Annotated in this window: 11 protein-coding genes; 3 read left to right on the forward strand and 8 right to left on the reverse strand. The window is 39.2% G+C overall.

Annotated features, from left to right (window positions below):
• Positions 1-8: 8 nt before the first annotated feature.
• The 5 genes from rimO to D464_RS0101660 form a co-directional block, all read right to left on the reverse strand.
• The gene (gene rimO / locus D464_RS0101635; protein ID WP_018909856.1) at positions 9-1,310 is read right to left on the reverse strand and encodes a 30S ribosomal protein S12 methylthiotransferase RimO; all 1,302 of its coding nucleotides are present in this window, start codon (positions 1,308-1,310) and stop codon (positions 9-11) included.
• Positions 1,311-1,333: 23 nt separating this feature from the next.
• Positions 1,334-2,284 (reverse strand): signal recognition particle-docking protein FtsY, encoded by a 951-nt coding sequence (ftsY, locus tag D464_RS0101640; RefSeq protein WP_018909857.1) that lies wholly within the window; start codon positions 2,282-2,284, stop codon positions 1,334-1,336.
• Positions 2,285-2,973: 689 nt separating this feature from the next.
• On the reverse strand, positions 2,974-4,149 hold the full coding sequence (locus D464_RS0101650) for an MFS transporter (RefSeq protein ID WP_018909859.1): 1,176 nt from the start codon (positions 4,147-4,149) through the stop codon (positions 2,974-2,976).
• 49 nt (positions 4,150-4,198) lie between these two features.
• Positions 4,199-5,017, reverse strand: a complete 819-nt coding sequence (gene panB, locus D464_RS0101655; protein WP_018909860.1) for a 3-methyl-2-oxobutanoate hydroxymethyltransferase — start codon at positions 5,015-5,017, stop codon at positions 4,199-4,201.
• A gap of 49 nt (positions 5,018-5,066) precedes the next feature.
• Positions 5,067-5,690, reverse strand: a complete 624-nt coding sequence (locus tag D464_RS0101660) for an HAD family hydrolase (RefSeq protein WP_018909861.1) — start codon at positions 5,688-5,690, stop codon at positions 5,067-5,069.
• A 135-nt stretch (positions 5,691-5,825) separates the two neighbouring features.
• On the opposite strand from D464_RS0101660, the gene rsmG reads away from it, so the two are divergent.
• From rsmG to ruvC, 3 genes are read left to right on the forward strand one after another with little or no spacing between them, the layout of a single operon-like run.
• Positions 5,826-6,449: a 16S rRNA (guanine(527)-N(7))-methyltransferase RsmG gene (gene rsmG / locus D464_RS0101665; RefSeq protein WP_024985711.1), complete on the forward strand. Its 624-nt coding sequence runs from the start codon at positions 5,826-5,828 to the stop codon at positions 6,447-6,449.
• A 54-nt stretch (positions 6,450-6,503) separates the two neighbouring features.
• Positions 6,504-7,148 carry an MBL fold metallo-hydrolase gene (locus D464_RS0101670; RefSeq protein ID WP_018909863.1) on the forward strand — a complete coding sequence of 215 codons (645 nt, stop codon included), beginning with the start codon at positions 6,504-6,506 and terminating at the stop codon, positions 7,146-7,148.
• Positions 7,149-7,163: 15 nt separating this feature from the next.
• Entirely contained in the window at positions 7,164-7,739 is a 576-nt protein-coding gene (ruvC, locus tag D464_RS0101675) for a crossover junction endodeoxyribonuclease RuvC (protein WP_004383572.1), read from the forward strand.
• A 180-nt stretch (positions 7,740-7,919) separates the two neighbouring features.
• Here ruvC and rho read toward each other — a convergent pair whose 3' ends face one another.
• The 3 genes from rho to mtgA form a co-directional block, all read right to left on the reverse strand.
• Entirely contained in the window at positions 7,920-9,875 is a 1,956-nt protein-coding gene (gene rho / locus D464_RS0101680) for a transcription termination factor Rho (protein ID WP_018909864.1), read from the reverse strand.
• A gap of 558 nt (positions 9,876-10,433) precedes the next feature.
• Positions 10,434-12,965 (reverse strand): ATP-dependent helicase, encoded by a 2,532-nt coding sequence (locus tag D464_RS0101690; RefSeq protein ID WP_018909865.1) that lies wholly within the window; start codon positions 12,963-12,965, stop codon positions 10,434-10,436.
• A 70-nt stretch (positions 12,966-13,035) separates the two neighbouring features.
• Positions 13,036-13,725: a monofunctional biosynthetic peptidoglycan transglycosylase gene (gene mtgA, locus D464_RS0101695; RefSeq protein WP_018909866.1), complete on the reverse strand. Its 690-nt coding sequence runs from the start codon at positions 13,723-13,725 to the stop codon at positions 13,036-13,038.
• Between the last annotated feature and the right edge of the window lie 275 nt (positions 13,726-14,000).

Here is a 14,000-nt window from a genome sequence, read left to right on the forward strand (position 1 = left end):
TAAGTCTTTTATTCAGCAATTTCACCAAACAAATCAAACTCGTCGGAACCTGTGATACGCACATTATAGAAGTTTCCAATACGTAATTGCTTCTTAGATACTGGGATTAATACTTCTGGATCTACCTCGGGAGAGCAATACTCCGTTCGTCCTATATAATACTCCCCTTCTTTACGATCAATGATAACCTTGAATACCTTACCTACCTTCTCAGCTTCTAACTCTTCTGATATTCCTTGTTGGATAGCCATAAGTTCATCCAATCGGCTTTGCTTTACCTCTTCAGGTACATCATCCCTATAATGTGTAGCACTGTAAGTGCCCTCTTCCTCTGAATAAGCAAATGCTCCCATTCTTTCAAAGCGTGCTTCTGTTACAAACTCTTTTAGCTCTTCAAAATCTTCTTCTGTCTCACCAGGGAAACCAACAAGCAAAGTTGTACGCAAATGAATACCTGGCACTCGACAGCGTATCTCACGAATAAGATCTAACGTTTCCTGTTTGGTAACATGACGGTGCATTCTCGTTAACATGTTATCAGAAATATGCTGGAATGCAATATCAAGATACTTACAAACATTATCCTTTTTCGCAATAACATCCAATAAATCAAGTGGAAACTGATTAGGATAGGCATAATGAAGACGGATCCATTTCACACCTTCTATATCTGCCATACGAGATATAAGCTCTGTAATATGGTGCTTTCCATCAAGATCCACTCCATAATAGGTAAGTTCCTGCTCGATAATCTGGAACTCTTTTACTCCTTGTACTACAAGATCCTTTACTTCATTTAATATTTCGTCAATCGGACGAGAATGATGTCTACCAGTAATCAAAGGAATTGCACAATAAGCGCAATGACGATCGCAGCCTTCAGCTATCTTTATATAAGCATAATGCCGTGGAGTTGTTAGATGGCGAGTACCATTGCAAGAGGGAATACTTGCCTTTCCTAAATCTGTCAATAACTGCTTATAATTAAACTTCCCATAGAACTTATCAACCTCTGGCAATTCTACTTCTAACTCATCTTTGTAACGCTGTGAAAGACATCCCATAACGTACAAACGGTTAAGCTGTCCATTCTTTTTGCGATTGATAAATTCGAGAATCGTATTAATACTTTCCTCTTTTGCTGCTTCGATAAATCCACAAGTATTAATGACCGCAATTTCTCCCTGCGGACGTTTTGCATCATGAGTACAATGATAACCATTTTCTTCAAACTGCTTCATGATAATCTCGGAATCGACAAGATTCTTCGAGCAGCCCATGGTTACAATATCTATTTGATTTTTCTTCATTCCGAATATAACAAAGCTTATTTCTATTTGAATAAGCTATCAACAAACTGAGCCTTGTCAAAGATTTGAAGATCTTCCATTCCTTCGCCCAGTCCAATGTATTTTACAGGAACTTTCAATTGATCACTGATTCCGATTACTACTCCTCCCTTAGCCGTTCCGTCCAATTTGGTAATTGCGAGGGATGTTATCTGTGTAACAGCAGCGAATTGTCGAGCCTGTTCAAAGGCATTTTGTCCCGTACTTCCATCAAGAACTAACAAAACTTCATGTGGTGCTTCGGGAACAACCTTCTTCATTACGTCCTTAATCTTCTTCAATTCATTCATTAAGCCTACTTTGTTATGCAATCGCCCTGCTGTATCAATGATAACAACATCGGCACCATTTGCCTTTGCGCTCTGCAAAGTATCAAAAGCGACACTAGCGGGATCGGCTCCCATCTGCTGCTTTATGACAGGAACGCCCACACGATCCCCCCAAATCTGTATTTGTTCTACGGCTGCAGCACGGAACGTATCAGCTGCACCAAGATAGACTTTCTTTCCAGCCTGTTTGAACTGATAAGCAAGTTTACCTATGGTTGTTGTCTTTCCAACCCCATTCACACCAACAACTAATATTACATACGGGTGGGAATCTTCAGGCAAAGTCCATTCAACGGAATCACCATTATTATTTTCAGTCAGTAATTCTGTAATCTCACCTTTCAGAATTTCATTCAGTTCGCTTGTAGAAACATATTTATCTCTGGCTACTCGTTCTTCAATTCGATGGATGATTTTAATCGTTGTGTCCACACCAACATCCGAAGAGACTAGTATCTCTTCCAGATTATCAAGCACCTCATCATCAACTTTCGACTTACCGGCTACGGCACGAGTTAGTTTAGTGAAAACATTTTGCTTTGTCTTCTCTAATCCTTTATCAAGTGTTTCTTTTTTCTTCTTGCTGAATAAACCAAATAATCCCATACGTAATTAGCTAATTTGATGTTGCAAAGATAATAAAAAAATGAGGAACAAGCAAATTAATTCAATGGATGGAAGATTATAACCCATTATGTTACAGGATCGACACAAGGCTGTATGGGCACGACTTTTACTAATATAACGAGTAAAGGGAATAACAGAAACTGACGGAATCATCCGCTCAAAGAGAGAATATATTACAATAAATAAATAGATATCTAACCAGAAGCGAGCGAAAAAGAACAAAGAAAACCGACGAAAGGTGCTACCTAATTTTGTAATAGAATATTGTCATTTTTGACACTTATAATTGCGATATTTTCACCAAGGCTTAGTTCGCCCTCAAATATGCGATTTTTGAGCACGTTTTGATAACACTTATAAATCACTGATAACCAATCATTTACAAAATTAGTACTAACTTTATGAACAAAAAGTACCATCATTTTAGGCAAAAATAGCCTACTTTTCGCATAAAACGTAGCTACTTTTCAAGAAAAAAGTACTATCGTGTTGATGAAAAAGTACTATCGTGTTGGGTAAAAAGTACTATCATTTTCAGAAAATCACTAATTCTTTTCGATTTCCTTGATAGAACTCGTACTAAAACACGCTATAATAAAAAAAAATAATGTAAATACTTTTCTGGATAAATCCAATAGCGCAAAACCCAAAAGATAAGGCGAATTGCCCTATCTGTTCTTATGTTTTACGTACCAATTATGCACAAACATCGTATAGAATATGAGACTTATGGCAAGCGCAATGAGGCAAGTCCATAAAACCAATGTCCTTTCACAAGAAAGCATAGCATAAGATGCCACAAGTCCTAAACCAATTCCTGTCTCCCATGATAAGAGGAAAGTGCTTTGACTAGTTCCGCGTTGGCAATGCCCAGCTAGTTTGATAAAAAATAATAGGAATCTACTACCTATAATTCCTACTCCGAATCCCGTAAGCACAGGAACAATATAAGAAACACTCGACTGGTTTCTTGTAAGCATTAATAGGACTGCTCCGCCCATAAATAACATTCCTGTCACCGCCTCACTACGTAAGTCGGCATTACTGAATGCAAATCGTTCGGCTATCAAGGCAAAAATAAAACCGAGCATGACGAATCCATAAAATCTTGGACTCTGCTCAATAGTCAGTAATAAGCCAACAACGAATGTGATAAGCATCGTATTGATGAACAACCAATGACTTCCCTTCAATAGGAATCTGTCGAAAGAAAATTTGCATAAGTCTTCACTTGGTAGTCTAAAGGGAAAACCAATAAAGCTAACAAGAAGAAAAGATAACAAAATGCAGCCGCATGACAAAAGCAATACCGAACCGAAATTCATGTATTGATAAACCAATAATCCCGACAAAGGTCCTAAGGCTAAAGCAAATCTTCCGAACCATGTAACAGTATAATTCGCTTCTGTTCGGTGTACAGCTTCTACGTCGTCAATTACGAGTGTGCTCAACAAAACTAATTGCGATAATCCGTAAAATGCCCCTTGTATGAATCGCAAGCCAACAAGAATAGTATAATCGATATTAAGATTTTGCTTTGTCGCTAGGTAATATGAGAAGCCAGTAACAGCCAAAAGCAATAACGTGGATATCAAGAACACCATCTTCCTACGATAGCGTTGCACGAGATAAGCGGAGATATTACCAAAAAGATATATTCCGACAAAGAAAACACCCAATACTATTGCCATTTGCGACATAGTGTACCCGTCGTTTTTTAATTGCATTGGAATGATAGGGATTAACATATATGTCGACATTACTAGCAAAAGATTTGAAATTGCTAATGTCCAGAAATGCTTATCCCATAAGCGTACATGAATCGGGGTATTCTGAGTGTCCATAATATCTATCTTTTATATAAATCAAGCTTTGTCGAATCTTGTGAATCGCTTAATAAGATTCTTCAACTGAAGGGAAAGATTTCTCTTTCACACACTTAATATATTCTTGTACGCCTTCTGTCATACACTGATTCACATTGGCAAAATGACGTAAGAACTTAGGTTTAAAGCCTTGCGTCATACCGAGAGCATCAGCATATACAAGCACTTGACCATCCGTCTCATTACCTGCACCAATACCGATAGTAGCAGCTTTCACCATTGATGTTACCTTCGAAGCCAAAGCTGATGGGACTTTCTCAAGCGTAATACCACTAACGCCTGCAGCGTCTAGTGCTAAAGCATCGTCGATTAGCTTCTTAGCTTCAGAATCCTCCTTAGCGCGAAGTCCATAACCACCGAACTTATGGATACTTTGTGGTGTTAATCCCAAATGCCCTATAACAGGGATTCCTGCATCAATAATACCTTTGACGGTATGGACTATCTCTCTTCCGCCTTCCATCTTAACCGCTCCAGCCCCGGTTTCCTTAATTATTCGAATAGCGTTACGTATGCCCTCCTCACGGCTTACTTGGTAAGAGCCAAACGGCATATCACATACAACAAGGCAACGTTGGCAGGCTCGAACAACGGCACGTGCGTGATAGATCATTTGTTCTACTGTAATTGGAGTTGTATCCATGTTCCCAGCTATAACATTAGAAGCCGAATCGCCAACGAGAATACTGTCTATACCAGCAGCATCAATGATTCCTGCTGTTGTGAAATCATAGGCTGTCATTTGTGTAATCTTTTCTCCGGCAGCCTTCATTTCTAATAATGTTTTCGCTGTTACCTTTTTCTTATCGGTTGTTAAATATCCCATGTCCCCTTCTTACCTTATTTTGGATTTGTGGGTGCAAAGGTACTCGTTTTTAGTTATTTGACAAAGTAAAACCTATATAATTGCTAATAACTTCATCTGTGTATTTTTTGATTTCAGCTATTGAATTTGTCGTAGCTAAGCCTATAACACGAGCGCCAGAGGCTAGTCCGGAACGCAAGCCATTGAAGCTATCTTCAAAAACGACACACTCATTAGCCAGAACCTCAAAGCGTGCTGCTGCTTTAAGATAACAATCTGGTGAAGGCTTACTTTCTGCAAAGTCTTCTGCTGTTAAGATAGCGTCAAAATATGATTGGAATTCTGGATGTTTACGATAAACATTCTGCATCTTCTCTAGGTTTGAACTCGTAACGACGGCAGTCTTTATACTTTTGTTCTTCAAGTCTTTAACGAAAGACTCAAAGCCATCAACATAATTAAAAGGCATGTTCTGTTCAAATTCATTCAACTTTTGTGTTATTTCCTCTTGCTTTTTCTCTTCTCCTGCAAAATACTTATCATATATTTGAACCAAGGTTTGACCTTTAATGATATATTCAAAATTGGGAATCTCTGGACAATACTCCTCTTTCATACCACACCAAAACGAGGTATATAATGACTCTGTCTCAAACACTACACCATCTAAATCAAACAAACATGCTTTTATCATTCTTTCTCCTTATTATATATTATAACAATGCAAAGTTACGAAAAGTTTTTGTAACTTTGCTTTCGCTAATTGATAATTAGGATGTGTACAATCGCTGATTATCAGTATTTTTCACAGCATACAATAATAAAGGAAATGATAGATATTATTAAGAAATACTTCCCTAATCTCACAGCAGAACAGGAAGAACAATTTAATGCGCTTAATGCCTTATATCACGAATGGAATGCGAAGATTAACGTTATCTCCCGTAAGGATATTGATAATCTTTATGAACATCATGTTCTTCATTCGCTCGCTATCGCAAAGTTTATAAAGTTTTATGAAGGAACTAATGTCTTAGACTTTGGAACAGGAGGTGGTTTTCCCGGTATTCCTCTTGCGATTCTCTTTCCAGAAGCTAACTTTAAGCTCATTGATGGTACCGGAAAGAAGGTACGGGTAGCACAAGAAGTGGCAACAGCAATTGGACTTACGAATATTCTCCCTGCGCATTTGCGAGGAGAAGAAGAGAAAGGTAAATTCGACTTTATCGTTTCGCGTGCTGTCATGCCACTTCCTGACTTGATGAAGATTGTAAAAAAGAATATTGCATGTGATCAGCATAATGTTCTACCTAATGGAGTGATTGTTCTTAAAGGTGGTAATCTTGATGAAGAGCTGAAGCCTTATAAGAATATAGCTGAGAAGACAGAGATCTCACAATGGTTTGATGAAGAATGGTTTAAGGGGAAATACCTTATCTATGTACCTGGATAAGTAGAATAGTAAGCTTATCCAAACGAATTTATCAAACAAATAACATCAAAAGTAATGCTAAAGATCCAGACATTTGAGGTGAATCCTCTACACGAGAATTGTTATGTTGTCAGTGACGACACTAAGGAATGTGTAATCATTGATTGCGGTGCATTCACAGAAAGTGAACAAGAAGCGATAATCACATATATAAATAAGAATGGCTTAAAGCCTGTTCATAATCTTGGTACGCACGGACACTTAGACCATCATTTCGGTGATGCTGCAATTCTATCTGCGTTTAACTTATTGCCAGAAGTTTCCGATGGTGATGAAGTACTCATGCAGCATTCGAAAGAAGCCGCTTTGCAAATGCTTGGTATGGATTTGAACATCGACTTACCAGCTGGCAAATTAAGGCTCACAGAAAATAACACAATTTCCTTTGGCTCGCACACACTTAGAATTATCCGTACACCAGGTCACTCACGTGGTTCTGTTTCATTCTATTGTGCTGAAGAGAATGTCCTCTTCACTGGTGACACTCTCTTCAAAGGAAGTATCGGAAGGACTGACTTCCCGGGAGGAAGTATGTTCCAGATAATCAGCAGTCTGAGAGAACTCGCACAATTACCCGATACTACGATTGTATATCCTGGACATGGACCGCAAACATCTATTGGCTTTGAACTTGCCCATAATCCATATATGGACAGATAACCCGTATCCCATTAAATGCAAAAGAAAAGCCTTACACCCGAAAAGATACTATTAGGTATAGACCCCGGCACCAATGTTATGGGCTATGGAGTATTGCGTGTCCGTGGAAATAAGGTAGAACTCATTGTGATGGGAGTTATCGATATGCGCAGAGAGAAGGATGTTTATCTTCGATTAGGTAAGATCTTCGATCGTGTCTCTGGTATCATAGAGGAATATCTACCTGACGAATTAGCTATTGAGGCACCTTTCTTTGGCAAGAATGTGCAATCAATGTTAAAGCTCGGACGTGCTCAAGGCGTTGCTATTGCAGCAGCTATCCATCATGATGTCCCAATACAAGAGTATGCCCCTCTAAAAATTAAAATGGCAATCACAGGTAACGGCTCTGCTTCTAAAGAGCAAGTTGCTGGTATGTTACAAAAGCTCCTCCACTTACGTGATAATCAAATGCCCCATTTCATGGATGCTACCGATGCTGTTGCGGCTGCTTATTGCCATTTCTTGCAAATGAGTCGTCCCACAACTGATGCCAAACACTACAGCTCTTGGAAAGATTTTGCGCGTAAGAATATTGATAGAATCAAATAGGATATTAATATAAAGAAGATGGTTGCAATGATATAAGGAAGGCTATTGCCTTTATATAAGGAAGGCAACTGTCTTTATATAAGGAAGACAATAGAGCATATTAATAAAATAAAATGCCAGTTAGAATGAAATACCTTTTCTATTCTAACTGGCATAGTCTTTATAGTTTTTGCTTATTTTTTATTCGTTCATAGAAAGGAGGAATTCTTCATTATTCTTTGTTCGAACCATACGATCATGTATAGAGTTCATGGCCTCTATAGGATTCATATCTGCAATATACTTACGGAGAATCCACATTCTGTCAAGTGTTGTGCGGTCTTGTAAGAGATCATCACGGCGTGTACTAGAAGCAACGAGATTGACAGCTGGGAAGATGCGCTTGTTACTCAGACTACGGTCGAGTTGTAACTCCATATTACCTGTTCCCTTGAATTCCTCAAAGATTACCTCATCCATCTTGGAACCTGTATCTATCAATGCCGTTGCAATAATGGTCAATGACCCACCACCTTCTATATTACGAGCTGCACCAAAGAAACGTTTTGGTTTCTGTAATGCGTTAGCATCCACACCACCCGTAAGTACCTTACCCGATGCTGGTGCAACAGTATTGTAAGCGCGTGCCAATCGTGTGATAGAATCAAGGAAGATTACCACATCATGTCCACATTCAACCATACGTTTCGCTTTCTCTAAAACAATACCAGCAATCTTTACATGACGCTCTGCCGGTTCATCGAAAGTAGATGCAATAACTTCCGCATTGACAGTTCGTGCCATATCAGTAACTTCCTCTGGGCGTTCGTCAATGAGTAGCATCATCAGGTAAGCCTCGGGATGATTGGCTGCAATTGCATTCGCAATATCCTTCATCAAGATAGTCTTACCTGTCTTTGGCTGTGCAACAATCAATGCACGCTGCCCTTTACCTATAGGTGAGAAGAGGTCAACAATACGTGTTGAGAGATTCGTTGTCTTTAGATCATTACAAAGTGTAAACTTCTCTTCAGGGAAGAGTGGTGTAAGATGCTCAAACGGTATGCGATCACGTACTTCGGCTGGTTTCCTTCCATTAATCATATCAATGCTTGTTAATGGGAAGTACTTCTCTCCGGCATGTGGAGGACGAACAAAGCATTCTACAACATCACCCGTCTTTAAACCATATTGCTTGATTTGAGTATTCGAAACATATACATCATCCGGTGATGAGAGATAATTGTAATCGCTTGAACGCAAGAAACCATAACCATCAGGCATTACTTCCAACACTCCATTAGCCTTTATGATGTTCGAGAAGTCATAAGCCTCTCCATTATTGACCGCTGGGTTATCATATACCGCAGGAATCGAAGAGCCTTGCATTGGCATTGTTGGCTGGTCAAACATATCATAGTTAGGCACAGCTCCTTGATCTTCAACAGGAATATCGACTATAGGGATGAAGTCTGTACCATCGCCAGGGTCTCCAGCCCATACACCATCAGGACTTATCTCCGTATTATTGTGTGCATTCACCTTTTCTTGTAGACGAGCCAATAGCTCCCCCTTACTCTCTGCATCTTCCTGTGCAGGACTATCAGAGAAATGGTCTTCTGGAATAAAATCTTCATCCATTGTATTAGTCGTTGTATCCTCAACTAGAGATTTATCTATCTCCTGATCATTAGACTCCTGTGCCTTAGCCTCTTGTTCTTGCTTAGCTTTAAGTGCAGCTTCAGCAGCCGCAATAGCCTCAAGCTCTGCCTTTGACTTTCTTCCGCGATGTTTAGGAATAGATGCAAGTATCTCTTCAGGTGTTCTCTTAGTTTTACTTACGTCTACAGGCGTTTCATCGTCTTTAAAGAGAGAAGTCTGTACATCCCCCGTAGGTTTATTCTTCTGTACATCGAAATTCTCCCCCTCATCACCATGCACGGAATAGACCCTATCTGTATCTTTTCGTGCAATCCTTGTACGTTTACGTTTTGATTCCATGGGATGAGCAGAACTAATCTCTTCTGCCTGTCGATCAAGAATAGCATAAACTAGCTTATCCTTGTCATCGCCTTTTGAATAGACGGCACCAGATTCCTGAGCAATAGTCTCAAGCTCAGAAACATCTTTCTCTAATAGTTCTTCTTTGCTTAACATATATGATATATGTAGGAAATTATATCTTATGAATTGTTATGTTTCATAAAGAGAAACATCTATAATGTGTCTTTTGTGCTTGCAAAGGTATAATAATAATTTGACTCTCACAAGAAAAGCTATCTTTTTTTGCCTTAGTTTTCCTTTTCCTAAGGAGACCATTCATGGTTGTTCTAATATTTATGACAGGTTCACCCAGTTTTTCTCACCTGTTTGCGAATCGTTTTCCACCTGTTCCAGCATTCTTTATCACCTGTTCCCCATTCCTTTCTAACGTGTTGCGCATCATTTATACACGCATATAAAGTTAGTTTCATCGTGATGAGACACTGGTTTCATCACGATGAGACACAAGTTTCATCATGGTGAGACTAATAAAAGATACGGATAAAAAAGACGCAAGACGCATGAGAAAGGAATGGGGAACGGGTGATAAAGAATTCGGAAACCTATTAGACAAAGAGCGCAAACAGGGTTCTAAACACATAGTTTCAAGGTTCTATTATGAGATACCCTCAGTCCTATACCGAGGTGTTTAACCTCAATAAGTTATCACGATTAGATAACCTTAAACTTAGCAAATTTAAGAAGTAGTTGCTTTCTACCAGCATTACGAAAGTCAACTGTGGCTTTGGCATTCTCGCCTGTCCCTTCAAGACTAACTATCTCCCCTACTCCAAAACGCTGATGCTCTATTGTTGCTCCAACGCTTAGAGATGTGGCATTACTATTTCCGGTAGAAGGCATTGTACGACCACCATTTGTCATAGCAGAAGATAACCTTTTAAAATTACTGCCCTCAACAAGTAACCTCTGCCTAGTACGTGCGGACAATGGGTCAACAGTTTCTTCAGGACGTTTGCGCTCTGTTATCTTCGGTTTAGGATCTGCTCTAAATTGACTGGCTACTGGGTTAGAGTTTTGATATCGAGAACCTAACTGATGATACTCTTGTCCCCAAGGTCGACTACCCGTATAGGCTTTATTAGGCTCATATTCACGGAAGTTATCATTCGTGCGAGTTCTCCAATTACTACTAAAGCCCTCGTTAGCATCCTCATCCCAAGGTAATCTGCGACGATTCTCTCCCAATAACCCAGAAGCACTATCCTCCACATGAAGTAACGAAGCATCAATGTCTCTCAAGAAGCGACTAGGAGAATCAATTTGCATCGTACCAAAGCGAAATCTATTCTTTGCATTTGTCAAAATACAATGACGCTCTGCACGTGTAATTGCAACATAAAGAAGGCGACGTTCTTCCTCAAGTCCTCGTTTTGAGTCAGATGACATTGGACTAGGAAATATGTTTTCTTCCAATCCAACAACAAAGACCGTTGGAAACTCTAATCCCTTTGCTGCATGAATTGTCATTAATGTTACTTTCGGCGCATTATCATCCTCTTTGTCTGCATCAGTATAGAGTGCCACCTCCTGTAAGTAATCCGTCAAATAAACATTCTCTTCTCTCCCCTCTTCACGATTAGTATCAACAAAACCTTGCAAAGCAGACATGAACTCTGCTAAGTTCTCTCTACGTGCCAAGTCTTCTGGCTCACTCCCTAACATCAAGTCTGCCTTTATACCGCTTTCTTCTATAATCTTACAACCGAGCGTATAAGCATCTGTTTGTGCAACATCCTTAATAAATTCGCTGATCAATGCTCTAAAGGTAAAGAGTTTGGTCATCGTACCTTTATTCACATTCAGCCCATGAGTAACGGGGTCCATGATGGTTTCCCATAATGAAACTCCATTCATTTGTGCACAATCAATAATCTTCTTTACTGTCGCATCTCCAATACCACGTGTTGGATAATTAATGATACGCCTGAATGCTTCTTCGTCATTAGGATTAGTCACTAATCGGAAATAAGCAATGATGTCTTTAATCTCTTTGCGTTGATAGAAAGAGAGTCCACCTATAATCTTATAAGGAATACCTTGATTACGAAACTCATCCTCAAAGGCGCGGCTCTGTGCATTTGTACGATAAAGGATGGCAAAGTTGCTGTAATCACAATCATCCATGTGCTTAATACGCTTCAGTTCTTTTGCTACTACCATTGCCTCTTCACGATCACTGTAACAAGGTTTGTACAAAACCTTATCTCCTTCATCTTCTTTTGAATAGACATTCTTGGGGATTTGGCGTTCGTTGTGCTTCATCAGCGAATTAGCAGCTTGTACGATAAGTTGAGTTGAACGATAATTACGCTCTAACTTAAAGAGCTTAGCCTCATCAAACTTATTCTTAAAGTCGAGGATATTATCAATATTTGCACCACGAAAGGAATAAATACTCTGATAATCATCTCCAACCACACAGACACGTCTATGTATCTCTGCCAACTGACTAATAATACTCACCTGGGCATAGTTTGTGTCTTGGTACTCATCAACTAAAATGTATTCAAACTGCTTTCCATACTTATTCCTAACTTCTTGATGATCTCGGAAGAGGATATAAGTATAAAGTAGAATATCATCAAAGTCCATTGCATTAGCCTGTCTACACCTCGCTTCATACGCCTTGTAAATCATACTAATAGCTGGCATCTTTGCACTTCTATCTCGTTCTATCGCAGCACGGTCTTCAGCATATTCAGAGGCAGTTATCAGATGATTCTTTGCATTGGATATCACATTATGTACCGTCGCTGGTTTATAAATCTTATCATTGAGATCCAATGCTTTGATAATATTCTTTAGCAATGAACGGGAGTCTGCTTCATCATAAATGGTAAAGTTACCATTGAAACCAATCACCTCCCCTTCTCTTCGAAGGATTCGAGCAAAGATAGAGTGAAACGTACCCATATATAGCTGTCGAGCATCCCTTAAAGATGTGACTTGTGCTATACGTTCTTTCATTTCTCTTGCTGCCTTATTGGTAAAAGTTAGCGCAAGAATATTCCAAGGCTTCAGCCCTTTACTCAGTAGGTAAGCAATCTTATAAGTTAGAACTCTTGTCTTCCCCGACCCAGCACCTGCAATGACTAAAGAAGGACCAGTGCAATATTCTACGGCTTCACGCTGACTAGTATTTAATGTAGCAAGGATTTGTTCCTCTCTCTCTTGATCTGTCATTTATAACTATATGATGTGATATAAATTAACTCTAAGTGAATAAACAATTACAACCTTCACCCTTAAAAGCCTAATGTTCTTCAGGGAAAGCAGGAATGAAAGTCATTTGATGCTCTATCTGCTTAACTCGCTTCAGCATATAAGGTCCAGGATTCTTTGAAGAGAACCGACGAGGATTAGGCAACGTTGCTGCTATCAACGCACAATCACGACGATTTAATTGCATTGCCTCCATACCGAAGTTCTGTTCTGCGCAAGCCTGTACTCCATATATACCATCACCCATCTCAATAGAATTTAAGTAAACTTCCATTATACGTTGTTTACCCCAAAGTGTCTCTATCAAGAAAGTGAAATAAACCTCAAGTCCCTTTCTTAACCACGAACGTCCTTGCCATAAGAACACATTCTTAGCTGTTTGTTGTGAGATTGTTGAGCCACCCCGTAACTTCTTTCCCTTTTTAAGGTGCTCTTCTGCCGCCTGCTCAATAGCTTGATAATCGAAACCATGGTGTATCAAGAAACGCTGATCTTCGCTTGCCATCACTGCAACAGGCATTGACTTTGGCATTTCGTCTAAAGATATCCAATGGTGATAGAGTTTTATAGATTCTCCCTTGCCCATTTGTTCAAAGCAACGTCCAATCATCAGAGGTGTGAAATAAACGGGAATGAATCGATAAGCAACAACCATCAATATGGAGGATATGAAAGCCAATGCAAATACCCAACGTATTATTTTAAAAATCTTCTTAACCATAAACTTGCGTTTTAATGTCTGCAAAGTTACTAAATCTTCTTTGATTGAGAGAATGAAAGAAGAAAAGAAGATTCTTCCCCTTGAGTGCTTTATACTTTTTGAAGAAGGGTTACTAGTATTTATTAAAAAACTCTTAAGCTTTTTCCGAAAAGCTTAGGAGTTTTTCGCAAATAGCTTAGGAGTTTTTCCTAGATTGCTTTGCACATACAAGTTCATCAACGAAAAAGCCGCAAGGTAACTAACAAGAGTAGTTATCTTACGGCTAATATTCTTCT

It is taken from the genome of Prevotella veroralis DSM 19559 = JCM 6290, assembly GCF_000377625.1.
GTDB classification, from domain to species: Bacteria; Bacteroidota; Bacteroidia; order Bacteroidales; family Bacteroidaceae; genus Prevotella; species Prevotella veroralis.